This is a genomic window from Bradyrhizobium sp. USDA 3311, assembly GCF_054062495.1.
Genome location: NZ_JBSSFI010000001.1, coordinates 6194023 through 6214955 on the forward strand (window position 1 = coordinate 6194023; position 20933 = coordinate 6214955).

32 protein-coding genes are annotated in these 20933 nt (G+C 64.3%); 21 read left to right on the forward strand and 11 right to left on the reverse strand.

Features of this window, described 5'->3' with window-relative positions:
* Positions 1–145: 145 nt before the first annotated feature.
* Positions 146–451: an ETC complex I subunit gene (locus tag ACVWW6_RS29690; protein WP_456681833.1), complete on the reverse strand. Its 306-nt coding sequence runs from the start codon at positions 449–451 to the stop codon at positions 146–148.
* Positions 452–708: 257 nt separating this feature from the next.
* On the opposite strand from ACVWW6_RS29690, the gene ACVWW6_RS29695 reads away from it, so the two are divergent.
* Both ACVWW6_RS29695 and ACVWW6_RS29700 read left to right on the forward strand, forming a co-directional pair.
* Positions 709–1881, forward strand: a complete 1173-nt coding sequence (locus ACVWW6_RS29695; protein WP_456681834.1) for an OpgC domain-containing protein — start codon at positions 709–711, stop codon at positions 1879–1881.
* Positions 1882–2035: 154 nt separating this feature from the next.
* The gene (locus ACVWW6_RS29700; RefSeq protein WP_028171331.1) at positions 2036–2434 is read left to right on the forward strand and encodes a hypothetical protein; all 399 of its coding nucleotides are present in this window, start codon (positions 2036–2038) and stop codon (positions 2432–2434) included.
* 31 nt (positions 2435–2465) lie between these two features.
* Here ACVWW6_RS29700 and ACVWW6_RS29705 read toward each other — a convergent pair whose 3' ends face one another.
* On the reverse strand, positions 2466–2660 hold the full coding sequence (locus ACVWW6_RS29705; protein ID WP_060912286.1) for a hypothetical protein: 195 nt from the start codon (positions 2658–2660) through the stop codon (positions 2466–2468).
* A 1071-nt stretch (positions 2661–3731) separates the two neighbouring features.
* Here ACVWW6_RS29705 and ACVWW6_RS29710 point away from each other — a divergent pair.
* From ACVWW6_RS29710 to ACVWW6_RS29800, 19 genes are all read left to right on the forward strand, one after another.
* Positions 3732–3926, forward strand: coding sequence for an RNA-binding protein (locus ACVWW6_RS29710; protein ID WP_231166472.1), 195 nt, complete (start codon positions 3732–3734; stop codon positions 3924–3926).
* Between the two features lie 235 nt (positions 3927–4161).
* The gene (locus ACVWW6_RS29715) at positions 4162–4800 is read left to right on the forward strand and encodes a J domain-containing protein (protein WP_456681835.1); all 639 of its coding nucleotides are present in this window, start codon (positions 4162–4164) and stop codon (positions 4798–4800) included.
* Complete coding sequence (locus ACVWW6_RS29720) at positions 4793–5785, forward strand: DUF5131 family protein (RefSeq protein ID WP_456681836.1); 993 nt, start codon at positions 4793–4795, stop codon at positions 5783–5785. The genes ACVWW6_RS29715 and ACVWW6_RS29720 overlap by 8 nt, the downstream gene beginning before the upstream one ends.
* Positions 5782–6075 (forward strand): hypothetical protein, encoded by a 294-nt coding sequence (locus tag ACVWW6_RS29725; protein ID WP_456681837.1) that lies wholly within the window; start codon positions 5782–5784, stop codon positions 6073–6075. Before ACVWW6_RS29720 ends, ACVWW6_RS29725 begins: the two co-directional genes overlap by 4 nt.
* Entirely contained in the window at positions 6072–6284 is a 213-nt protein-coding gene (locus ACVWW6_RS29730) for a hypothetical protein (protein WP_456681838.1), read from the forward strand. Before ACVWW6_RS29725 ends, ACVWW6_RS29730 begins: the two co-directional genes overlap by 4 nt.
* Positions 6281–6778, forward strand: a complete 498-nt coding sequence (locus ACVWW6_RS29735; protein WP_456681839.1) for a hypothetical protein — start codon at positions 6281–6283, stop codon at positions 6776–6778. The genes ACVWW6_RS29730 and ACVWW6_RS29735 overlap by 4 nt, the downstream gene beginning before the upstream one ends.
* 2 nt (positions 6779–6780) lie before the next feature.
* A complete protein-coding gene (locus tag ACVWW6_RS29740; protein WP_456681840.1) occupies positions 6781–7065 on the forward strand; it encodes a hypothetical protein in 285 nt (94 codons plus the stop codon).
* The gene (locus tag ACVWW6_RS29745; RefSeq protein ID WP_456681841.1) at positions 7055–7402 is read left to right on the forward strand and encodes a hypothetical protein; all 348 of its coding nucleotides are present in this window, start codon (positions 7055–7057) and stop codon (positions 7400–7402) included. Before ACVWW6_RS29740 ends, ACVWW6_RS29745 begins: the two co-directional genes overlap by 11 nt.
* Positions 7399–7680: a hypothetical protein gene (locus ACVWW6_RS29750; RefSeq protein ID WP_456681842.1), complete on the forward strand. Its 282-nt coding sequence runs from the start codon at positions 7399–7401 to the stop codon at positions 7678–7680. Before ACVWW6_RS29745 ends, ACVWW6_RS29750 begins: the two co-directional genes overlap by 4 nt.
* Positions 7677–7898, forward strand: coding sequence for a hypothetical protein (locus tag ACVWW6_RS29755; RefSeq protein ID WP_456681843.1), 222 nt, complete (start codon positions 7677–7679; stop codon positions 7896–7898). The genes ACVWW6_RS29750 and ACVWW6_RS29755 overlap by 4 nt, the downstream gene beginning before the upstream one ends.
* Positions 7898–8176, forward strand: coding sequence for a hypothetical protein (locus tag ACVWW6_RS29760; RefSeq protein WP_456681844.1), 279 nt, complete (start codon positions 7898–7900; stop codon positions 8174–8176). Before ACVWW6_RS29755 ends, ACVWW6_RS29760 begins: the two co-directional genes overlap by 1 nt.
* Positions 8173–8361: a hypothetical protein gene (locus tag ACVWW6_RS29765; RefSeq protein ID WP_456681845.1), complete on the forward strand. Its 189-nt coding sequence runs from the start codon at positions 8173–8175 to the stop codon at positions 8359–8361. The genes ACVWW6_RS29760 and ACVWW6_RS29765 overlap by 4 nt, the downstream gene beginning before the upstream one ends.
* Positions 8358–8546, forward strand: a complete 189-nt coding sequence (locus tag ACVWW6_RS29770; protein WP_456681846.1) for a hypothetical protein — start codon at positions 8358–8360, stop codon at positions 8544–8546. The genes ACVWW6_RS29765 and ACVWW6_RS29770 overlap by 4 nt, the downstream gene beginning before the upstream one ends.
* Positions 8543–8761, forward strand: coding sequence for a hypothetical protein (locus tag ACVWW6_RS29775; protein ID WP_456681847.1), 219 nt, complete (start codon positions 8543–8545; stop codon positions 8759–8761). The genes ACVWW6_RS29770 and ACVWW6_RS29775 overlap by 4 nt, the downstream gene beginning before the upstream one ends.
* 572 nt (positions 8762–9333) lie before the next feature.
* A complete protein-coding gene (locus ACVWW6_RS29780; protein ID WP_456681848.1) occupies positions 9334–10776 on the forward strand; it encodes an MBOAT family O-acyltransferase in 1443 nt (480 codons plus the stop codon).
* Positions 10745–12298 carry a hypothetical protein gene (locus ACVWW6_RS29785; RefSeq protein ID WP_456681849.1) on the forward strand — a complete coding sequence of 518 codons (1554 nt, stop codon included), beginning with the start codon at positions 10745–10747 and terminating at the stop codon, positions 12296–12298. Before ACVWW6_RS29780 ends, ACVWW6_RS29785 begins: the two co-directional genes overlap by 32 nt.
* Before the next feature lie 7 nt (positions 12299–12305).
* Positions 12306–12755 (forward strand): hypothetical protein, encoded by a 450-nt coding sequence (locus tag ACVWW6_RS29790; protein WP_456681850.1) that lies wholly within the window; start codon positions 12306–12308, stop codon positions 12753–12755.
* Positions 12755–13276 carry a hypothetical protein gene (locus ACVWW6_RS29795; protein ID WP_456681851.1) on the forward strand — a complete coding sequence of 174 codons (522 nt, stop codon included), beginning with the start codon at positions 12755–12757 and terminating at the stop codon, positions 13274–13276. Before ACVWW6_RS29790 ends, ACVWW6_RS29795 begins: the two co-directional genes overlap by 1 nt.
* 8 nt (positions 13277–13284) lie before the next feature.
* The gene (locus tag ACVWW6_RS29800) at positions 13285–13608 is read left to right on the forward strand and encodes a hypothetical protein (protein WP_456681852.1); all 324 of its coding nucleotides are present in this window, start codon (positions 13285–13287) and stop codon (positions 13606–13608) included.
* Positions 13609–13715: 107 nt separating this feature from the next.
* On the opposite strand, the gene ACVWW6_RS29805 is transcribed toward ACVWW6_RS29800, so the two are convergent.
* The 9 genes from ACVWW6_RS29805 to ACVWW6_RS29845 all read right to left on the reverse strand — a co-directional run bounded on the left by ACVWW6_RS29805 (position 13716) and on the right by ACVWW6_RS29845 (position 20859).
* Positions 13716–14873, reverse strand: a complete 1158-nt coding sequence (locus tag ACVWW6_RS29805; RefSeq protein WP_456681853.1) for a hypothetical protein — start codon at positions 14871–14873, stop codon at positions 13716–13718.
* A 4-nt stretch (positions 14874–14877) separates the two neighbouring features.
* Positions 14878–15099, reverse strand: coding sequence for a hypothetical protein (locus tag ACVWW6_RS29810; RefSeq protein WP_456681854.1), 222 nt, complete (start codon positions 15097–15099; stop codon positions 14878–14880).
* A gap of 116 nt (positions 15100–15215) precedes the next feature.
* On the reverse strand, positions 15216–15500 hold the full coding sequence (locus ACVWW6_RS29815; RefSeq protein ID WP_456681855.1) for a hypothetical protein: 285 nt from the start codon (positions 15498–15500) through the stop codon (positions 15216–15218).
* Positions 15497–15775, reverse strand: a complete 279-nt coding sequence (locus ACVWW6_RS29820) for a hypothetical protein (RefSeq protein WP_456681856.1) — start codon at positions 15773–15775, stop codon at positions 15497–15499. The genes ACVWW6_RS29815 and ACVWW6_RS29820 overlap by 4 nt, the downstream gene beginning before the upstream one ends.
* The gene (locus ACVWW6_RS29825) at positions 15732–16205 is read right to left on the reverse strand and encodes a hypothetical protein (RefSeq protein WP_456681857.1); all 474 of its coding nucleotides are present in this window, start codon (positions 16203–16205) and stop codon (positions 15732–15734) included. The genes ACVWW6_RS29820 and ACVWW6_RS29825 overlap by 44 nt, the downstream gene beginning before the upstream one ends.
* The gene (locus ACVWW6_RS29830; RefSeq protein ID WP_456681858.1) at positions 16198–17016 is read right to left on the reverse strand and encodes a lysozyme; all 819 of its coding nucleotides are present in this window, start codon (positions 17014–17016) and stop codon (positions 16198–16200) included. The genes ACVWW6_RS29825 and ACVWW6_RS29830 overlap by 8 nt, the downstream gene beginning before the upstream one ends.
* A complete protein-coding gene (locus tag ACVWW6_RS29835) occupies positions 17016–17360 on the reverse strand; it encodes a hypothetical protein (RefSeq protein ID WP_456681859.1) in 345 nt (114 codons plus the stop codon). Before ACVWW6_RS29835 ends, ACVWW6_RS29830 begins: the two co-directional genes overlap by 1 nt.
* 25 nt (positions 17361–17385) lie before the next feature.
* A complete protein-coding gene (locus ACVWW6_RS29840; protein WP_456681860.1) occupies positions 17386–19305 on the reverse strand; it encodes a right-handed parallel beta-helix repeat-containing protein in 1920 nt (639 codons plus the stop codon).
* Positions 19306–19455: 150 nt separating this feature from the next.
* Positions 19456–20859, reverse strand: coding sequence for a hypothetical protein (locus ACVWW6_RS29845; protein WP_456681861.1), 1404 nt, complete (start codon positions 20857–20859; stop codon positions 19456–19458).
* Positions 20860–20933: the final 74 nt, after the last annotated feature.

Below are 20933 nucleotides of genomic sequence, written 5' to 3' on the forward strand. Positions count from 1 at the left end.
CCGTCTGAAGGACGGCGTCGCTTCCGCTCGCCTATGTCCCGGCCATCCACGCTCTTTCACGCGGCCCAAAACGTGGATGCCCGGGACAAGCCCGGGCATGACGAGTACGTCACGTCGTATGAAGTCGGAGCAGCCACCTGCCCCCTCAATGCGTCCAGGGCTCGCCGCGCCGGAACGAGAAATTGTCGGCATAGGCGACCGGCCGGCGGATCGAATCCTGGGGCTCGATGACCTGGTAGGCGATGCCCTTGCGCTCGCAATAGGCGACCGCCTCTTCCTTGCTGTCGAAGCGCAGCGTGATCTGCTGCTTCATGTCGCCGGACGAGGTCCAGCCCATCAGCGGCTCGACCGCACGCGGCTGCTCCGGCTCGTAGTCGAGCTGCCATTCCCGGGGCTTGGACCGGCCGGATTGCATCGCGTTCTTGGCGGGCTTGAAAATGCGTGCGGTCATGGGGTGGTCCGGGCCTTTTCGTCTTTTCGTTCGATTTCGATGCGTCAGGGTGGCAGTTGGTGGAAACCTCAGGGATAGTATAGAGACACCGATCGGGAACTGATCGGTGATTCCGGCCCCCCGGTCACCCTTACCGACGGTATAGTCATTATGCTGCACCGTGACAATTCCGTACCCGCCTTCCGCGCCGGGATTCAGCCCGGCCGCACTGCCTCGCCGACATCAGCGCATCTATCCCCTCCGAGAGCTCCCGTCGCATGGCCTTCCTGAACATCAACGCCACGCTCCCTGAAAAAGGCCGTGACCTCCGGCTCGACCTGTTTCGCGGCGTCGCCAACTGGGCGATCTTCCTCGACCACATCCCTGACAACGTCGTGAACTGGATCACGACGCGCAATTACGGCTTTTCCGACGCGGCCGACCTGTTCGTCTTCATCTCCGGCTACACTGCCTCCTTCGTCTATGCGCGCATGATGCTGGAGCGCGGCTTCATCGTCGGCGCCACGCGCCTGACCAAGCGGGTCTGGCAGCTCTACGTCGCCCACATCATCCTGTTCGTGATCTACATCGCCTCGATCAGCTATCTGGCGCTGCGCTTCGGCGATTCAGATATGATCAACGAGTTCAACGTCGCCGGCCTCGTCGACAACGCCACCGAGACGCTGCGCCAGGGCCTGTTCCTGCGCTTCAAGCCGCTCAATCTCGACGTGCTGCCGCTCTACATCGTGCTGATGGGACTGTTTCCGCCGGTGCTGTGGTTCATGCTGCGCAAGCCCGATTTGACGATGGTGCTGTCGATCGTGCTGTGGCTCGCCGCGCGCCATTTCGGCTGGAACCTGACCGCCTATCCGGCTGGCCAGTGGTACTTCAATCCATATGCCTGGCAGGTGCTGTTCGTGTTCGGCGCCTGGTGCGCGATGGGCGGGGCGCGGCGCTCGATGACGCTGATCAATTCGCCGATCACGCTGTGGCTCTGCCTCGGCTATCTCCTGTTCGCACTGGTCATGACCATGGCCGGCCGCTTCCCCGCCATCGGCGGCATGTTCCCGGAATGGCTGTTCTCGGCCTTCAACCCCAACGACAAGACCAACCTTGCGCCGTACCGCTTCATCCATTTCGTCGTGATCGTGATCCTGGTGATCCGCTTCGTGCCGAAGGACTGGCCGGGCCTGGAATGGAAGGTGTTCGATCCCCTGATCGTCTGCGGCCAGCAATCGCTCGCGGTGTTCTGCGTCGGCGTGTTCCTGTCCTTCGTCGGCCATTTCGAGCTGTCGATGAGCTCGGGCTCGCTGTTCGCGCAGCTCTTCGTCAGCATCGCCGGCATCGCGATCATGACGACGGTGGCGTATTACATCTCGTGGTCGAAGCGGCAGGACAAGCCGCTGAAGCCCCCGCCGCCCAAGCCGGCGGCCGCGGCAAAGGCCGCCTGAGCCGGGACGTCCGCCGTTCCGACGCCGCTGTCGGTGGTTCGTCCGGGATTGGATTGACCTGCGTCAACCAGGGCCGGCGTCAGCCGACCTAGTGTCGCCGCGACTCGCGCCGCCGCACCGACGTCGGCGCTTCCTCCCGGACAAGGCCAAGCACATGCCCTCTCATTTTCACGCCATTGTATGGATCGACCACACGCAGGCCCGGATCTTCCATCTCGGCCTGAGCGGCTCCGACGAAATCACGCTGCATCCGCATCTGGCAACGCGTCATCTCCATCACAAGGCCAATGAGATCGGCAGCGGCCATGCCGCGCCTGACAAGACGTTCTACGCTGAGGTGACCAAAGCCCTCGCCGATGCCGGCGAAGTCCTGATCATCGGCCCGGCCAACGCGAAGACCGAGCTCGCCAGCCACATCCGCGCCAACGCGCCAGATGTCGCCAAGCGGATTGCCGCAGTGGAAACGGCCGACCATCCTTCCGACAACGAGATCGTCGCTTACGCGAAACGTCACTTCAAATTGCCGCTGCCGCGCGTGCAGGCACCAACCTGAAAGCGGGATGACGATTCACGATCGCATCGCTTCAGGCCGCTTCTTCGCCGTCGAACTCGGTGAATTTCTTGTAGATCCAGTCGCGGCCGTCGTGCCGGCGCCAGACCTTGCCGTAAACGAGCTGCCCGTTGATCGAGCGGCGCGGCACGATCACGGTCCAGAGGTGCCAGATTTCGGTCCAGCTCGACTGCGGGCTGGCCGTTTTTAAGTTGCGATCGAAAGACATGACACAGAACTCACAGGATACGCGCGCCGCGACGAACTGTGATCTTGTGTGAGCACGAATTCCAGGCAGCCCATCGCGAGCCGGCACCGATCTGATAACGATCGCCAAAGTGGCCGCAACAACCGCTCGCCCTTAACCTAACCCATCAACCTTACCAGTCGCGAACTGGTGGCCGGGCTGGTTGAAAGCCGGCGCCGGTTTTTCTACAATGCATGCATGATTTGAGAGTGAGTGCGCCGTTTTCGGGACCCGCGATTCAATTTGAGCTGACGTCGCGTTTTTAAAGAGCTTGGAATTTGAAGACGACTTGGATTTTGAAGAAGACTCGGAAGTTTTGAAGACTCGAAGGTTTAAGACTCGGACGTTTTGAAAAAAGACATACTGGCTGGGGCGACCACAATGAATTTGCAGTGTGCATGTCTGCGCTTGGCGGTGCGATCGACGCCGCCTGTCCCGGCCGTCAGGACGTCGGCTCACGAACCGCCAAGGGCCGCCAACGACAACCAGATGGTCTGGCCGTTCGTGCCGTTTCCGCCCGGCTGGCACGCCTCGAGCTGATTGGGCAATTCTGAAGAACGCGACGTCTGAAGATCGCGACGCCTGCAAAAAAGACGTTTGAAAAGCGCAACGCCGCGCAAGCGGAGTATTATCGCTTGGCGGCGTCCGTTAGGCATTGGGCGCTGAAATCCCCAACATCCATATGTCCATGGCGACAGCCAAAGGTTCGATGAATCTTTGGTAATTCTGCGTCGGGCCGACCGCGCCAATGCCTTGAAAAATCGCGCGGAAGTCGGGCTGCGCAAGCAACGAGCGCGAGGGCTTCAGGCCGAACGCGCCGGGTCTGCAAAGCAGGCGCTGGCCGCGTGAGAAAGTTCGATCCGGCACGCATGTTCCGCGCCGGACGGCCGCAACCAATCGCCGCGCGGCGCGTTGCAGCTTCTTCCCATCCGTCCGGGGTCCTGGCGAGCGCCAACGATCAGCGCGCGCCCGCCATGGACGGACGGTCATCGCGTCTCACGTCCGTGTGAGCTGGAGCCCGGTCGGTGAATTTCGTCGAGCGAGAAGAGACCAATGAACAACGGGCCGCAAGGCAAGGGGGATGCTGTGAGCCAGATCGATACGACCGAGAAACTCTCCGAGGCGCCGGAGCCCGGAGACTCGCTGTTCGCACTCTGCGGACTCGGCGTCGCCGGGATCGTCATGCTGGGCTGGATCTGCGCCCTCGCCTGGATCGCCTGGCGTCTCGCCGATTGGCTGTTGTTCTGAGCCCGGGATCCGCGAGTCGAAATTTCGAAGGAAATGAAGGAGATTCGACCTCGGGACTGGTCGGGGCAGCTGGATTCGAACCAACCTCAACCCATTGGAATCGTTGAAGGCGATTCTGATAGTGACCCCAAACCCGGCCTGACCGCCTCCTAAACCTCCCTGCGATTCTGGCAGTCCGACGCGCGCCAGTGAGTGGCGTCCCGCGTACCCGTTCCCCCCAACTGTCAGGGTCAACATGAGCATCCCAGCCTACCCCCTCCAATGGCCGGAGGGCTGGCCGCGATCGCGCGGTCGGAAGAGCGGCCAGTTCGGCAAGCAGGAGTGGCGGTCGAACGGTTCCGGCGGCGGCCACAAGGGCAAGGCCGACATCACCATGGCCGACGCCATGAAGCGGGTGAAGGTCGAGCTCGAGCGCCTCGGCGTGAACGTCGCCGACGACTCGATCGTCTCGACTAACCTGAAGCTCAACCTGGCCGGCCTGCCCCGGGGCGACCAGGGGGAACCCGGAGACCCCGGCGTCGCGGTCTATTTCCAGAAGAAGGCCGGCCCGATGCGCGTCATCGCCATCGATGCCTACCACCGGGTTCGGGACAACCTGGCCGCGATCGCCGCCACGCTGGAGGCCATGCGGGCAATCGAGCGCCACGGCGGCGCCCAGATCCTCGAGCGCGCCTTCACCGGCTTTGCCGCCCTCCCGGCGCCGAAGAAGTGGTGGGACACCCTCCAGGTCCGCCAGGACGCCACCGTTGAGACCATCGAGGCCAACTTCCGGCGCCTGGCGCGCGATCGCCACCCCGATCGCGGCGGCAGCAATGCCGCCATGGCCGAGCTCAACGAGGCCCGCGCGGCCGGATTGGAGGCGCGCCGTGGCTGACCATTCCGACATCGAGTGGACCGACGCGACCTGGAACCCCATCACCGGCTGCAGCATCCTCTCGCCTGGCTGCGCGCGCTGTTACGCGATGAAGCTCGCCGGCACGCGGATGCGCAACCATCCCTCGCGGCGCGGCCTCACCCAGGAGAGCAAGAACGGGCCGGTCTGGAACGGCAAGGTCCGGTTCAATGACCAGTGGCTCCGCCAACCGCTGGAGTGGACGCGGCCGCGGATGATCTTCGTCTGCGCCCACGGCGACCTCTTCCACGAGAACGTGCCGGACGAGTGGATCGACGATGTGTTCGCCGTGATGGCTTCGGCGCCGCATCACACGTTTCAGGTGCTGACAAAACGTCCCGACCGCATGCGCCGCTATGTCGACGATGGGGTCGGTCGTGTGATTGCGAGGCAGCACCGGAATTGGCACGACCGGGACTGGCCGGGATGGCCGCTGCCGAATGTCTGGCTTGGCGTCTCGACGGAGCGGCAGCAGGAGTACGAGGAGCGCAAGCAGCATCTGCGCGAGACGCCGGCGGCCATCCGCTTCTTCTCCATGGAGCCGCTGCTCGGTCCGATCGAGGCGGACTGGCTTGGTGACTGGGTCATCGTCGGCGGCGAAAGCGGCGACGGCGCACGCCCGATGCATCACAGCTGGCCGCGCGCGATCGAGCGGCAATGCGCGGCCGCCGGCGTGCCGTTTCACTTCAAGCAGTGGGGCGCATGGCTGCCGGTCTGTGCGACCACCGACGAGCTGGTGAACAGTCTCTACCACCCGGCACCGGCGCGTGATCCTGAAGGACGCCGGCGCTGTAAGGTCGACTCGCTCGTCCTGCACGCCGATGGCTCGCAGCATCGCGGATACGGGCCGGAGACCTATGCTTCAGGCTCCGGCGCCATGCAGATGTTTAACGTCGGCAAGGGACGCGCAGGCCGGCTGCTCAACGGCGTTGAGTACAACGGCATGCCGGAAAGGCGGGCCCCATGACCGCCCTGCCCCACCTCGAGCTCTCCGACCACCGCTCGCCCTTCGATGAAGCCGTGCTGATCGTCGACGGCCACGAGGAAGAGACCATCACGATCGAATGCTCCAACGCGCGGGGCCTCGCCCAGGAGCTGATCCGCTACGTCAACAATCAGGAGCGCGTGCTCACCGCGCTCACGGCCGCCGAGCTCGTGCTGGCGGCGGTCGAGAAAGGAAAGATCGCGCCCGAGCTGCTCCACTCGATCGGCGCGCTGTGCAAGCAACTCAAGGAGCTGACAGGGGCCGCCGCATGACAGTTCAAGCCATCGACATCTTCACACGCCACCAGGTCCTCTACGAGGAGATTGCGCGCAGCCATCCATCGCTGCTCAACGGCAAGGTCTTCTGCGCCCGCTGCGGCAAGCCGCGCCAGGTCGACGCGGCCAAGTGTCTGCGCGATGGCTGGCCGAAGTGCTGCGGCTGCAGCATGAGCCTGGCGCCGGCGGAGGCGAGCAACTCATGACCGCATCTAACCAAAGCTCATCTGCCGACACGGCCAAGCTACCCCCAGCGCGCGAAATTCAGACGCTGATCGAAGACCTCACCACGCCAGATTGGGACACGAAGAAAGCCTTCGCATCTCATCGTCGCGCATGGATTGTGCAATGCCTTCGCACCGTTCTGTCGCAAATCAACGCCGCACCGGCCGCCACGACGGAACTGACCTGTGAGTTCGCTCAGATGCTGCCGGGCGGTAAGCTGGACGACTCGACTTACGAGAAAATTGAAACCGCATTGGACAATGCCGACGCGCCATGCACGAAGGATGGCAAGTGGCTTTCCCTACATGAGCGGATCGCTGCCCTCACTTCGACTGAACCGCAGACAGTTGGGATCATCGAACGACTTTGTAAGCCCGAGACAGGCGGCACGATTGTTGACGTGCTCGCCGACTACCGTGCAATCCGCCGCGATGCACTGGCACTTTCGCGCGGTCAAAAGGAAGGGGAACGCTAACAATGCCATTCGTGAAAATACGCGGCGCGACAGCTAACTTCGGCAAGCCGCGCAACTGGAACGAGAAAGAGGCCGGGCCTTGCGGCGATCTCTGGGTTCGCGTCGATCGCTACGGTCCGTACAAGCAGCACAATTTCGCGTGGAAGCCCGACGCGGAGCAGCTCGCACTGCTCAATGGTGGGGGCGAGATCGAGGTCCACCTCATCTGCGATTTCATGCCACCCGTCGGCGTCTCGGCCGTGAAGCGGGACGAGCAGCCGGAACCAGAGGTGCGCCGTGAACCGTAAGGACAGACGCGCGCAGCGCAAGCTCTCGCGCGATGCGAGACCCGAGGAGATCTTCCCGGAACGCCATGGGCCAGTTCAGCTCGGGTTGCGGGAGATGATGCCGGGCATCGTCCGCATCGTGGAGAGGCAGCTCGGGCCGAACTACCACGTGACGCTCTTCATCGGTGAAAAGGATGCGCCACCAGGCGAGGACCGCCTGCCCCGCTTCAACTACTGCTCGAGCGCGAACCGTGAGGACATGATCGCCGTGCTCGAGGCCTTCATCCTCAAGCAGCGCGTCGAGGGTGCCAAGCTCGACAGGATCGCCGACGAGCCGCCGACGGGAGTCAGGCAATGACCAGGCAGCTCGACATGTTCGCGGCTTCAGCGACGGTCGCAGACTGGATGCCCGCACCGCCGGCGCCTACGCCCGCACCGGTGCCGCCGCCGGCCACCGGCGTGCATTGGCTCTTCGTCACGACCAAACGCGCCAAGACTGTCTGCGGCATCGACGTCCCAGCCTTCTACAAGCAACTCGGCTGCGGCTATTCCGCCGCAGGCGAGAAGATCTGGTGCACCGCCAATCGCGACGACGGCACCGTGACGTGCCCGCGCTGCCTGGAGGAAATGACGTGAGGACGCGCGAAGAACACCTCGCCTGGTGCAAGCAGCGGGCGCTCGAATATTGCGACCGTGGGAAGCACGTCGACGGCTTGGGCTCCATGATCAGCGACTTGAAGAAGCATCCGGAACTCGAGGACCATCCCGGTATCGTGCTCGGCGCGATGATGATGATGGGCGGTCACCTCTCTGATCCCAACGAAGCACGGCGATTCATTGAGGGGTTCAATTGATGGCGCGCGATCGCAAGGTCCTCGACGAAGAGGTCGAATATCTCGGCCCGGTCGCGATCGCCATGTTCGTCGACCTCGGCTGGATCCGGTTATGGCCTATGAGCTGGTCCAGGCGCGGACTCACCGGCCTGCTGAACGGCTACGGGCGCTGGGAAGGCACGCGGCAAATTTTGCCTATCAGCGCGAGCGACCGTGCTGACGGCGTCGCCCATTGGGACCGTCGCCGCACCCGGCTTCCGGTCGGCACCAACATTCCAATCAGACAGGAGGCAGCGTGAGCAACGAGCAACGATACTACGACGCGCTTCAGCGCATCGCGCGCCAGTACCAGACGGCCGACCAGCTGCGCCGACGCGCGGGCCAGTACGGCTGCAGCCACCTCGAGGAGCTCGAGATGGCCTATGAGAACATGCAGCAGGAGGCCGCGCACGCCATCAAGGGAAAGCGGAGACCGAAGGAATGACGTCTCCCTTCACGGACAACGCGGACGGCACCCGCGAATTCACCTGCACCGATTGCGGCACGCTGGTCATCCAGGTCATCAGCGACGATTTCGATTTTCCCGTTTGCCACATCTGCAGGTTCATCGGAGAGCGCCCGCAGATGCCGGAGTGGGTCAAAGCTCTCCTGAGAGGCAAACCTTCATGAAGCTCATTCTCGAATCCACCGGCACCATCGAGCGCGTGCAAGGTGTGCCGGCGCGCGTGTGGCACGGCAAGACGGAAAGCGGCATCGAGGTCACCGCCTGGATCTCGATCGTGCAGGTCCGCAAGGACCCTGACAACGCGCAGTTCGAGCGCGAGCTCAAGGAGATCGAGGTGCGCCGCGAACTCGTCTCCTTCGACATGCGGATGGTGCTGTGAGCAAGGACAAGAGGAAGAAGCATCTTCGGGCGATGGCGTTCCTACGTCACGTCAACGCCGAATGCCGCCCTCCGTATTGGGGCTCAAACGGCCGCGTCTACGTGAACCGGAAGCTCTCGCGTGTCATGCGCTACTGCATCGATCGAGGGTTGGCACAGCTGCGTCGCGAAGAGCGCGGCGGAAGCGCCAGCCGGACCGTGTTCGACACCGGACTTCACGATCGTTAGCGCGTCCTCTAGCGGCTACCTGCATGTCCCATTTGGGATGCGGACCTGGCCGCCGGCGCGGGATATATTGGGCGCCGCCATGATGAAGCTCGCCCTCGCCTCACTGACCGTCGTCACCCTCTCTGTCGCCGCTTATGTGGCTTTTCCGCCGCGTGCATGCGCGCCGCAGGACAAAGGGGTGATCGTTGGCGGCGTCCTCCGCCTCGCAGGGTGCCCGTCTCCTTAGACGCGTGCGATTTCGGCATGTCGCATTTGGGATGTGGCCGGGGGGCGACAATCTCTGATCGTTTATGCGCCTGAATGGACTCATCGGTTGCGATCCGATAGGGGCTACGGAGCAGCCACTTGAGCGCATTGGGGGCGATCTTGCTGTTTAACTCCACCGTGTTCATTCTGAACTTTCTGCCTGTCGCACTGCTGGGCTACACGGCCCTCCAGGTCTTTGGGCTATACCGGCTATCGTTCGCCTTTCTGCTGTTAGCCTCAATCTTCTTCTACGGCTGGTGGCGACTCAATCTCGTCCCGGTCCTCGTCGGCTCAGTCGCGGTCAACTATGGGCTCGGCCGCGCGATCCTAGCTGCGCCACCCTATGCGAGGGCGATCGCGACATCAGGCATTGTGGGCAATCTGGCGCTGCTCGCTGTCTTCAAATATGCCAACTTCTTCATCGCCAATGTCGATGCAGTTCTCGGGACGTCGATCCCGTTTTTGGACTTGGTGCTGCCGCTCGGCATCTCCTTTTTCACCTTCGTCCAAATCGCCTACCTGGTCGACGCATTGAAGGGCAAGCGAGGCCGTCACGGCTTCGTCGAATACGCGCTGTTCGTTACCTTCTTTCCTCATCTTCTCGCGGGCCCAATCGTCCACCACTCGGCCATGATTCCGCAGTTTCGGTCGCGACCAAGCCTCCCCGCTCGCGCGAATGACATTGTGTTCGGTCTGCTAGTCTTTCTGATCGGTCTGGCCAAGAAGACTATTTTCGCCGACCACCTCGCCCCCATGGCTGATACAGTCTTCGCCTCTGCCGATCGTGGAGACATCCTCAGCGCAACGGCCGCGTGGGCCGGCGCCTTGGCTTACACGTTCCAGCTCTATTTCGATTTTTCCGGTTACAGCGACATGGCGGTCGGCCTCGCCCGCATGTTCAGCATTCGCTTTCCGTGGAACTTCGACTCGCCTTACAAGTCATCGTCGATCGTGGAGTTCTGGCGCCGATGGCACATGACGCTGTCGCAATTCCTGAGGGACTATCTCTACATCCCGCTTGGGGGCAATCGACGCGGCAAGGCCCGGCACTATCTCAATCTCTTTCTGACGATGGTGATCGGCGGCTTCTGGCACGGCGCGGCCTGGACGTACATCATCTGGGGTGCCTGGCACGGCCTGCTGCTTCTGATCAACCACGGTGTCCGGGAGCGCTTCAGCGTCTCTGACGCCCTGCCCTCGCGTGCCGCCACATGGGCCCTCACATTCGTCGCCACCATCATCGGTTGGGTGTTCTTCCGTGCAACGACGATCGGCGGAGCGATCGCAATGCTGAAGGCTATGTTCATCGGTGGCGCGGCCACGACAGGCGTCCCTGTTCTCGAGATCGAGTTTCTGTCGTTGCTTACGCTTGCGGCGTTGATCGCCCTGTTCGCGCCAAATGCTCGCCGGCTGACCGAGAGCCTCGAGGCCGAGCGTTTCGATCCGCGCTTCGCCAGCGTTGCTTTCGGATCGCTGATTCTTGTGATTGTCGTTTCAAAGGCGAGTATGCATGAATCGCCCTTTCTTTATTTCAACTTCTGACGTTCGCGGGGTAAACCTCCGCAGGCCGCTCGCCCTTCTGGCGGGTGTCGCGCTAAGCTTCGCGATGGCGACGCTGGCCTATGTCGGATTGATCATGTTGACCATTCCGAAAAACAGCATCCCAAGCACCTACAAATGGCTTCTGCTCGAGCACACGCCAGGACCTCGTATCATCGTCGACTCCGGCTCGAACGGTCACCACGGAATTGATGCTGGCGAGCTCGCCAACGCCTTCAACATGACGGCGATCAACGTAGCCGATAACGCGGGCTATTCGTTCGTCGATCGCTCGAGGCGGATCCTCCGGTTTGCCCGGCCAGGCGACGTGGTCATCATGCCTATCGAATGGCAGGGCTATTTTGACCCCGATGGCGACGCCGGCTATGCGCGGCTCTCCCTCGAGCTGATCACCGAGTACTTCTGGGCGCAGACCCCGACTGAGCGGGCGCGCAGGATCCTCACGACCCCCTTTCCGATCGTCGCCCGCGCCGTGTGGCGCAACGTCAGGAAGCAGCTCTCTACGCCCTCACCAATCGAGCAGACCGATGGGGTCCATCGCGCTGCAGATCGGCTGACGCGAGCGATGCTGTATTCGTCCGGAACGGGCGACGCCGCACCGGCGGACAGCTCCAATCCGGCTCCAAAGGTGAGCCGCGACGGCTGCTCCGAAGCCACACTGGGCGCGCCAGGGCGCGAGCTTCCCGCACGACTTGGTTCGGCGTTCAACAATCTGCGCCAGGCGAAGGCGCGCGGCGTGCGCGTCGTTCTCACCTGGCCCGTGGTTGTAGGGTCCGACTGTTACCGGGACCAGGATTGGCTGCATGATATATCCGGGCAGATCCGAACTATGGCCTCGGCGGCCGGCCTGGAGATCATGGGCGATCCCAACGACTTTTGGATGCCCCCTGAGTTTATCAAGGACACGCACTACCACGTCATTGACGAAGGCCGGGCGATCGTCACGCGCCGTCTGACAGAGCGGCTCCACGAAGCCGGACCATCGGTCCAAAGCGCGCACCTTGCGCAGCCGATCTTCAACACCGTCAGCAGCGAGATCTTTGCGCTGGAGCTCGCTCAAACGAGAATGGTATCGCCACCTCGCGAGCCCCTGGCCGCAGACGAGTTCGCCCCTGCCGGAAGTGATGGCCGCGACATCGACTTCATCGCGGGCTGGTGGTCGCCAGAGTCAACTGGCCGCTGGGCCCGCAACGACGAGGCGGTCATACGCCTCCGGCCGAAGGAGCCGACAAGAGCGATCACGCTGCGGCTGGTCTCAGCTAGCTGCGAGCGATCGATGACGGTCTCTATAAATGGAGTGGAGGCCGGCCGATTCACCATCGACCTTAGCCGCCGCGACTACATGGTGAGCGTGCCCCGAAGTGTAGCCGAGGCCAGCACATGGACGATCAGTCTGGCGAGCAACGATGCCCCCTTGGCGCCCGGCGCCAGTCCGAACGATCGGCGGATCCTGACCTTCCTGCTGGAAGGGCTGGTGCTCAATCGGTCGGAAACTATCCCTTAACAGGATTATGGAACATTTCGGCCCTCGCGCGGATCTAGTCCCGCATACCGCGCGACCAGGGGTTCCATGCCAGCCGCGCGCCAAGAAGGCCCAAAAGCCGAAGGATACGCCGCGCCAGGCACTATGCCGCGAGCTCCTGGAGATCCGGCGCGACAACCTGACGATCTTCACGCGGATCGAGGCGATCAACACCAGGCTGAAGAAGCTCGCCGGTGACGAGGGCAAATTCCGCGAGGCCTTCGACGAGCTCGGCCACGTGTCAGTTTCCCCGCCGACCCCCGAGCAGGTCACGGGCGAAGCGCCCGTCCTCCAGATCGAGGTCTGGCAAGCTTTGCGCGACTCGCGCCGCGACAAGCTCCTCGAGGAGGGCCTGGTCGAGGTCAAGTCCATCATCAAGCGCGCGACCTATGGCCAGGTGCGCGTCAAGCTTCACGCCGAACCCGAAGGAGAGGATTAATGATCGAGCCCACCGTCGGCCGCGCTATCTGGTACCGACCGCCCGGATCGCATCCCTCCGCCCAGCCGCACGCGGCGCACGTCGCTTTCGTGCACGACCCGCGTCTGGTCAACCTCCTGATCATCAGCCACGACGGCGTCGCCTATCCCGGCACCGAGATCATCGTGGTGCAGGAGGGTGACCCGATTCCGACGGCCGAGCAGGCCCCGCGCGGCTATGCCGAGTGGATGCCCTACCAGAAGGGCCAGGCCGCCAAAGCCGACGCTCTCCAGGCCCAGATCGCCGGCGCCGGCCAGGCGCCCGCTCCCGCCCCCGCCCCGCAATCGGTCTCCCAGGCCGCTCCGCCGCCCTCGCTGCCCACCCCGGCCACTAACCAGGCGCCCGCTCCTGCCCCGCAGGATGCCCCCCAGGCCGCCTCGCCGCCCCCGCCGGTGGCGCCCGCCACCCAGCCGGCAACGCCTCCGCAGGACACTGGCGCCGGCCATGAGCTGCCCCAGCAAGGGCCCCCGTCCACCACCTAGGAGTCCACATGAGCTTCGCCGTCTCGTTCTTCGCTCGCAACGTCGACCACGCCCGCAGCATGCTGCACGAGGCGCGCGCGCCGATCGCTGTCAAAGCGCTCGTCGAGCTGACGCTCGCGAGCATCCCGCGGCAGGCCTCCGCCGGCGCGGGCGCCAGTAGCGCCAGCACCGCCAACCAGGCGCGTCCCTCCGATGCCGCCAAGGACGCCAACGCCCCGGCCACGCCGGCGCCGCAGCTCCGCGGCATCCTGGTCGAGACCCACGGCCACATCGACGAGCATGGCGCCCAGTCGTATCTCAACGGCTTCAAGGTCCAGCCGCTCTACGACTAAGACCCCAGTCCGGATCCTGCGCGGCTGCTACCGTGGCCGCGAAGGCTGGATCTCCGGCACGCTCGAGGACCGCGCCGCCCGCGGCATCACCAAGGCAATCGTGAAGTTCAGCGACGACGCCGACCTCGTCGCGACGAGCGACCTTGCTCCCGTTCTGCAAGGAGAGCTCTTCCCATCGAGCCCCAGTTCGCCATCCACGAGTTCGGATCGATCCGCGGCTGCGCCCGCGGCTCCTCGCGGCGCTCGATCCGGAAATTCTGGGTTGTGATGGGAGCCGGCGCGGCGACAGTCTCTCCGGCGAGGTTTCGCCACTCGCCCACGGTCCGCCGCTGCTCGCGGTACTCGGACCGGCAGGCTGCGCAACCGCAGCCGACCATATAGCCCCACCGCGTATCGTCCCGGTTGGCGACATCAAGGGCCGCACGCTCGTTGGTCTCGAGCGCGATCTTCTGAGCGAGCATCATGTCGCCGAAGACAAGGTCACCCTCGGGCATGAAGCAGATGCGCGCGCCGATCCGGCCCTTGCTGTCAAGCTCGAGCACGTTGAAGGACGCGCCGCGGACGATGCGATAGCGCCTGCCGCTCGCCTCGCCCCTCACCTCGAAATCGCCGCGCGCGTCGTACTGCGCGAGCTGCTCGGGCGTCAGCCATTCGCGCAGCAACTTCTCGCCGCGCTCCTCGGCCGCCTTGCGCTGTCCGCCGCGGCCGGGCGGCATCATGCCGCCGTACCACGCCTCGTAAGGTGTCGCTGTCAAGGGGACCTCCGCGCGTCCGAAGGCGACAAGGTCGTTCTCGTAACGAGCGCGCGCCCGCGCGAATTCCCACATCCGCTCGATAAGGCCGGCGGACTCCTGTAGCGCTGCGGCGGGGACGGCAAACGACTGCGCGATGCGCGCCTCGAGCTGCTCGGCCATCCCGCGCATCTCGTCCGCGCTTGGAAGTGGATTCTCGCCGCGTGGCAACTGCGCGGTGTAGACGGTTTCCGGACTGCGCGCGGCCAGGTCCTGGCGCGGGACCCATCGCAGCTCGAAACCGACCGGCGCCGGCGCTTCGCGTGCGACCAGCACGTCGCCATCTGACACCAGGACGGCATCGCCCGACGTCACCGCGACACCGTCGATCGTCATTTGGTCCGCCGAATAGACCAGCTCGCCGCGGCCGAAATCCAGCCCGACCCACCTTGGCGGACTAGAAATCGACGAACTCACCAGTTCCTCGAGCTGCTCGCGCGTCATGCCGGCGAGCGCCTCAGGCATGCTCGCCACGGCGCTAGCCGCCCTGCAGCCTCGGGAAGAACAGGGTCTCCGGAGCTTCCGGATTGAACGTGCGGGTGACCTTTGCTTCGCCGGCGCCCGTGCGCTCCGCTGCGGTGAAGCCCGCCCCAGTCAGCTCCTTGAAGCGCTCCTCGGCCAGGCGGACGGCTTCGGCGTCGGCCGGGTCGAATGTGTGCCGACTGTCGCCGGTCTGATCCATGACGATGTGGACGCGCATGCGTGCTCCTCTCGGTTGCGAGGCCGGAGAATCTGGCTGATTTGTTAAGTAAACGCAAAAAGACCCCGCCGCCGGGCCCGAGGCCCGGCGGCGGTCAGATGGGGAAAGTGTGTGAATTAGTGGCCGAAGAGGATCCTCACCTTCTCCACGATGGTGAGCACCGCCGCGGCCGCGCCCAGAAGTCCGGCGCCTAGGGCGCCCAGTTTCACCCACAGCTGGTTGGCCGCGCGGAATATCTTCACGGCTGTCGTCCAGGCGTCATAGAGCTCCTTCAGCTGGGTCGCCATCGGTTGGACGAGCTTCTCGTGCGCGTCGGCACGCTTGTCGTGGCCGTCGGCGCGCAGCTCGAGCGCGGTCAGGCGCTCGGCCATGGTGGCCCGCGGGATCCGGTGGACGGTCATTTTGGCTTGTCCTTTCCTGCGCCGTAGGCGGCGCGTTCGTCGCGGTGGCACTCCGCGGCGTTCTCAATGCGGCTATTGGCCTCGTCCAGCGCGTCCGCGGCACGGGTATAGGCCACGCGGCCGTCAGTCTTGCGGCTTACCTGCGGCTGCGGCACGGGCTGCAGGAAGGCCTCGCAAACAGCCGGCAGGTCGACCGTGAGTCGCCCGTCGCCGGCGCCGAAGGTGGCGAGGCTATTTCCGCTTTGGCACGCGGTCAGCAGCAGCGCCGAGCTCACAACCGCCAAGCGTACCGGGCTTGCGAGAAGCATCCTTCGCCATCGCTGCAAGCAGCTTCTGCTCATAACCATCCGCCTTTCGCTTGTTGTCGGCTGCCTGGTGCTGGAGCTCGGCCAGCCGGGGGGCATACTTGTCCTCGAGCTCGCGCTCGACGTCCGAGTCCCGCTGTTTCTGCTGCGCGATCGCTGCCTCGCGCGCGGCCGCCCATTGCGCGTTGACGTCGGCACGCCCGATATGGTCGCCAACGAGCAGGCCGGCATAGCCGATGCCGACGGCGATCAGCCCCCGTGCCGCCGGCCTTAGCAGGCGCGGATCGAGGTAGACCAGCAGCCCGAGGACGGCCAGCGCGCCGACGAAGAGTCCCGTCCATTCCGAAACGTGGACCACCGTGCGCCAGGCGGAGAGGAATTCGGCAATGCCCTCAAACATGGTCGTTCACCAGCTTGTAGCGGCGATCGAACCAGATGAAGGCGGCAAGCCCCACCACCGCGATGCCGAGCACGACCTCCGGCCTATGTGTGAGGGAGGCGAGCACGTCGCCGAGCCCAAGATCCGCGACCTTGCCCTGCAGCTCGCGCGCCTGGTCCAGCACCTCGTTCGCCTGCTTGACGATGTAGGCGATCGCGCTGGCGCCGATCGAGAGCGAGGCGGCGCCGGTCTTGGACTGGGTCATGGTCTTCGGCGGCGGATTGCGCTCGCCCTTCGGGGAGAAGACCACCTCCGGATTCGGCGCCGGCGGCGGCTCAGCCTCGTCGGGCGTGTTGAACCAGGCGATCTCGGCGTTGCGCCGATTCACCAGGCCCTGCATGTGCTCACCCTTCGAGTAGGTGTACTGCAGCAGCTTGGCGGGCACGGCGTCGATCCGGCCGGCGTTGATCAGCTTGATCGCGGCGACTGCGCCCGTCGGGCAGTTGAAGTAGGTGTCGACCAGCCCATCGAACTGATGCTGCGTCACCTCCGCCTTCAGCAGGCGATTCACCGCGTGCTCGCAAGGTGCGAGATCTGACGAGAGCAGCTCGTCCGCTTCTTCGCGCGAGATGCGGAGGCCCTTATGGATCTGCAGGCCGCCGGCGGCGTCGGTATGGCCGAAGCCGATCGTGAGGGTTCCCCTCACCTCGCCCCCATCCCATTCGGGATAGCGGCCGTGCACCTTCGGGACCTTGTCGTCGTAGACGTAGAGGACACACTCCTCCCACGGCTCCGTCACGCGCTGGCGCGCTGCCTGGCTATAGCGGCGCATCAGGCGGAGGCTCCCGGCTGGGCCACAGCAGCGGGCTGAGGCGCTGCCGCCTGCACCGGAGCCGCGGGGACCGCGGGCGCAGGCGTCGCGGCCGGCGCCGGCCGCAGCAGGGCCTTCACGTTATCGAATTCGCCCTGCAACAGCGCGAAGCTGTTCTCGAGCGAGCCGACGCGGGTGGTCACCCCGGCAACATCCTGCTCGATGACAGCCAGGCCCGCCTTGCCCGCATTCCACTTGGCCTTGAGCCATGCCCAGGCGACCGGCAGGCCCTTGGTGGCGCAGAGATAGAGGAAATAGGCAACGCCAACGCCAGCGGCGCCGGCTGCGATCGACAGCACGTCCATGGTGGTTCTCCTGGTTGAAAGTGAATTAGGCGTCCGCGAACGCTTCCCAGAGCACCTGCACCGAGGCGCCGTTGGTGAAGCCGAAAGCAAAGATCGTCGCCTGAGTCTTCGTGACCGCGCCGACAGTGGCGGACAGGCCGCTCGAGGTGTCCGTCACGACAACTTTGAGCCGCGGAACAGTCAGGAACGGCTGCGAGAAGGTGATCGTTATGCTGCCGCTAAAGAGGGCACCAACCGCTGTCGACGTGGTGATATTGACCGAGCCGTGCTGAGTGAGCGGATCAACGAAAACCGCGACGGAGCCATTGCTGATCGGCGTATTGATATTCTCGAACAGATTTGCCCCGATCCGACCCGGTCCAGAGGTGCCCAACGTCGCGATGCCGAAACAGCTGTTCGCGCCAGTAGGACCAAAGAATATGTTGCCGCTCGCGACCCAATCGGAGACCGCATTCATGGTCAGGGCCGTCGAATGCGGATCCGACAGCGTAAAGACGTTTCCGGTCACCGCAACGTTGAACAGCCAGCCCGTATTGACGTCGCCGATCTGCGCCAGCGTGGTGACAGCGCCCAGCCCCTGCGCAAATTGATTTCCCGTGATCGCGACATTGGCGAACGTCGATCCGACCAGCGAGGACGAGCGGACCATCTGCAAGCCGCCAGCAGTCTGGTTTTCGACGCTGTTGCCCGTGAACAGGAGGTCGACCGTCTGGGTATTGTCCGGCAACACCATCCGATAGCCGTAAGCGCCACCGATTATTTTATTGCCAGTAATCTTCAGACCGCCGCTCGAGGCTTGGTAGATCAAAGTCGAGCCGGCAGCACCGGCAAGAGTGGACGAGACGATCTGGCTGTCGCCGGCGTCCGGATTGTAGGTGTCCTGGACGAAGACGCTGTACACCGTGCAGACATTGAAGACGCAGTTGTCGATGGTCCAGTCTGCCGCCGTCGTGGTCGCGAAGCCCGCCGCGCACTGGTCGACAAGGAGGTCCCGAAAGGTCGAGAACAGGTTCTGCGACGCGCCGCCGGCCAGCGAAATGCCGGCGCCGGCCGAAGCGCCCGGTGCGCCGCGGATCCAAAGCGACTCGATCTGCACCTCGCTCGGCGTGTTGATCAAGAGGCCGTTGCCCGTCGCGCCGTTGATCTGCAGCATGCTCTCGCTGCGGCCGCATCCGAAGATCGAGCACGGGCCATCAATGACCGCGCCGTTGATCAGCACCGTTCCGGGATCGATGTTGAGCGGCATCCTCGCGGCCTGGGCGCCCAAGATCGCTTGGCGCACCAGTGCCGTGCAGTCCGTCGCGCCAGTGAAATCCACCCCGGGAACGTCGGATAGCCAGCGTTCTTTTCGCACAATCGCGATCAGCGCTGGCGTCACGCCGAATGGCGCGAAGCTGATGTGCGAGGTCCCAATAACCACCGGATCGTCGGTGGAATTGAGGATGTACATGATCTCGGCGTTCGCATTGCCCGAGGCCACGTTCACGGCCATACCGGGGAAGAAGCTCGTGTTCGGTTGCACATCGGTCGACCGGGACCAGGCGCCGGCGCTAGCTGTATAGATGCCGTTCTGGATCGTGCTGGTCTGGTCCTTGACCAGCACGCGATCGCCGGCAGCGAGCTGCACGCCGTCGATCACCTGCAGGGCTGAAAGCGCGATGTTGCTGCCCGTGGTCGCAACCCGGCACGGAGCAAAGAAGCCGGTATTGAGCAGTGTGTTGCCGAACGGCGAGAACGTCACCAGCGACGTGCCGATGACGACGGGGTCATCCGTCGTGGTGCAGATGAAGATCAGCCGCGCATTGATGGTCCCGACGGCGACGCACACCGCCATGCCCTGGAAGAACTGGGTGTTGCTCTGTGCATCGCCGGTGCGCACCCAGGAGCCGGTGCTCACGGCATAGATGCCGTTCGTCGTCTGGTCCGCCTGGTCCTTGACCAGCACGCGATCACCGGAATTGAGGGCAATGCCGTCGATCGTCTGTAGCCCGGAAAGGGTGATGTTGGCGCCAGTCGTTGCGACGCGACACGGAGGAAAGAATCCCGTCGCGAGCAGCGTGTTGCCGCTGATGGAGTTGATGCCCACTTCGGCCTCTTACAGGTGATACATGACCACGCCAGCCAGCTGCGGCGTCGCGCCGGCAACATTCCCGCCCACGATCTGGATGGGGCTGTTCGTGTTGCTGCTGCTGGAATTTTCGAAAAGGAGAATCGCCGCGCTGTTCGGCGCGATCACTGGCGCGAGCCAGCTGTAGTTGGCATCGAGATTGATGCCCTTCATGATTATGATGCTGCCGGCGCCGTCGTCGTTGGCCACGTTCGCGCTTGTGAGCGGCAGGCCAGTGATCGACAGCGCTCCGACGGGCGAGACGCTCGTTGCCGAGATCGAGATGTTGAAGCGCGCGACCACGAGTCGCCCGATCCTCTCGTAGCTCCCGACCTGGACCGCATAGGTGAACGTGCCGGGCGTGGTGGCGCCCTGCAGGACGGGCGTCCACGTGCCGGTCGCGTAATCCGAAAGATCCGCGTGCGCGGGCTGCGCAACCGTCAGCGGACCGCCGGTGCTGTTCTGCTTGACGAACTGCGAGGCGCCGCCGGTCGAGGAGAAGTCGGTCGTGCCCGCGGGAAACGTGATGGTGTTGCTACCGGCCACCGCCGCGGCCTTGACCGTCAACGTGCCGGAGGTCGCGCCCTTCAGCTGGAAGTCGCCGTCGGCGAACTGCTGCACCGCGCTCCAGGTCTGCGCGACGTCCAGGCCTGCGAGCGTGTGAGTGCCCGAGGGCAGCGTCGCGTTGGTGGCCGCACCGACGGTGAAGGTCGTGGTGAAGGCGCCCGAGAAGGTGACGTTGCCGCCGATCGTGATCGTCGACGTACCATTGTTCACCCCGGTGCCGCCGCGCGCCGGCGACAGCTGGCCCGTCCAGCCGAGCGTAAGGTTCTGGCCGGCGATGCTGCCCGTGACATTGGCGTCGTTCGTAACGCCTTGCACGACGTTGGAGTTGAGCCGGCCGGCCGCCAGCGTTCCTGTCCAACCGAGGGTGAGGACCTGGCCCGCGATCGATCCCGTGATGTTGGTGTCGTTCGTTACACCCTGCACGACGTTAGAGTTGAGCCGCGCCGCCGCCAGCGTGCCGTTCCAGCCAATCGTGATCTGCGTCGCCGACAGCAGAGCTGCGACGCCGCCGACGCTGATTCCGATCGTGACGTTGGTATCGTTGACGCCGGTCAGCCCCTGCCCGTTCGCGATATCGGCCACACCCGGCTGCGACCGCAACGGCAGGCCGTTGGTGTCAAACCCGGTCACCCATTGGTGCGAGAGCGCGTTCGATTGCGCGACGGCGAGCAGCCCTCCGACGACCTGCAGGCTGCCGTTGAGCGCTATTCCGAGCGTCCGGTCGGCCGACAGATTTCCGCCACCTGTCAGCGGCGCAGTCGTGTTGATGTTCAGCGTCGGAGGAACGCTCACCAGCGTCGTTCCCCGACGATCTACGATTGCCATCGAGGTCCTCCAAAAGCGAAAAGGCCGCCCAAAAGGACGGCCTTCTCGACGGTAAACTGGCTCAAACGGGACTT

Excerpts from the sequence above, each read along its gene's own strand:
- ACVWW6_RS29690 (WP_456681833.1), bottom strand. The coding sequence starts at position 451 with ATGACCGCACGCATTTTCAAGCCCGCCAAGAACGCGATGCAATCCGGC.
- ACVWW6_RS29695 (WP_456681834.1), top strand. The coding sequence starts at position 709 with ATGGCCTTCCTGAACATCAACGCCACGCTCCCTGAAAAAGGCCGTGAC.
- ACVWW6_RS29700 (WP_028171331.1), top strand. The coding sequence starts at position 2,036 with ATGCCCTCTCATTTTCACGCCATTGTATGGATCGACCACACGCAGGCC.
- ACVWW6_RS29705 (WP_060912286.1), bottom strand. The coding sequence starts at position 2,660 with ATGTCTTTCGATCGCAACTTAAAAACGGCCAGCCCGCAGTCGAGCTGG.
- ACVWW6_RS29710 (WP_231166472.1), top strand. The coding sequence starts at position 3,732 with ATGAACAACGGGCCGCAAGGCAAGGGGGATGCTGTGAGCCAGATCGAT.
- ACVWW6_RS29715 (WP_456681835.1), top strand. The coding sequence starts at position 4,162 with ATGAGCATCCCAGCCTACCCCCTCCAATGGCCGGAGGGCTGGCCGCGA.
- ACVWW6_RS29725 (WP_456681837.1), top strand. The coding sequence starts at position 5,782 with ATGACCGCCCTGCCCCACCTCGAGCTCTCCGACCACCGCTCGCCCTTC.
- ACVWW6_RS29730 (WP_456681838.1), top strand. The coding sequence starts at position 6,072 with ATGACAGTTCAAGCCATCGACATCTTCACACGCCACCAGGTCCTCTAC.
- ACVWW6_RS29735 (WP_456681839.1), top strand. The coding sequence starts at position 6,281 with ATGACCGCATCTAACCAAAGCTCATCTGCCGACACGGCCAAGCTACCC.
- ACVWW6_RS29740 (WP_456681840.1), top strand. The coding sequence starts at position 6,781 with ATGCCATTCGTGAAAATACGCGGCGCGACAGCTAACTTCGGCAAGCCG.
- ACVWW6_RS29750 (WP_456681842.1), top strand. The coding sequence starts at position 7,399 with ATGACCAGGCAGCTCGACATGTTCGCGGCTTCAGCGACGGTCGCAGAC.
- ACVWW6_RS29760 (WP_456681844.1), top strand. The coding sequence starts at position 7,898 with ATGGCGCGCGATCGCAAGGTCCTCGACGAAGAGGTCGAATATCTCGGC.
- ACVWW6_RS29770 (WP_456681846.1), top strand. The coding sequence starts at position 8,358 with ATGACGTCTCCCTTCACGGACAACGCGGACGGCACCCGCGAATTCACC.
- ACVWW6_RS29775 (WP_456681847.1), top strand. The coding sequence starts at position 8,543 with ATGAAGCTCATTCTCGAATCCACCGGCACCATCGAGCGCGTGCAAGGT.
- ACVWW6_RS29785 (WP_456681849.1), top strand. The coding sequence starts at position 10,745 with ATGAATCGCCCTTTCTTTATTTCAACTTCTGACGTTCGCGGGGTAAAC.
- ACVWW6_RS29790 (WP_456681850.1), top strand. The coding sequence starts at position 12,306 with ATGGAACATTTCGGCCCTCGCGCGGATCTAGTCCCGCATACCGCGCGA.
- ACVWW6_RS29795 (WP_456681851.1), top strand. The coding sequence starts at position 12,755 with ATGATCGAGCCCACCGTCGGCCGCGCTATCTGGTACCGACCGCCCGGA.
- ACVWW6_RS29800 (WP_456681852.1), top strand. The coding sequence starts at position 13,285 with ATGAGCTTCGCCGTCTCGTTCTTCGCTCGCAACGTCGACCACGCCCGC.
- ACVWW6_RS29810 (WP_456681854.1), bottom strand. The coding sequence starts at position 15,099 with ATGCGCGTCCACATCGTCATGGATCAGACCGGCGACAGTCGGCACACA.
- ACVWW6_RS29815 (WP_456681855.1), bottom strand. The coding sequence starts at position 15,500 with ATGACCGTCCACCGGATCCCGCGGGCCACCATGGCCGAGCGCCTGACC.
- ACVWW6_RS29825 (WP_456681857.1), bottom strand. The coding sequence starts at position 16,205 with ATGTTTGAGGGCATTGCCGAATTCCTCTCCGCCTGGCGCACGGTGGTC.
- ACVWW6_RS29830 (WP_456681858.1), bottom strand. The coding sequence starts at position 17,016 with ATGCGCCGCTATAGCCAGGCAGCGCGCCAGCGCGTGACGGAGCCGTGG.
- ACVWW6_RS29835 (WP_456681859.1), bottom strand. The coding sequence starts at position 17,360 with ATGGACGTGCTGTCGATCGCAGCCGGCGCCGCTGGCGTTGGCGTTGCC.
- ACVWW6_RS29845 (WP_456681861.1), bottom strand. The coding sequence starts at position 20,859 with ATGGCAATCGTAGATCGTCGGGGAACGACGCTGGTGAGCGTTCCTCCG.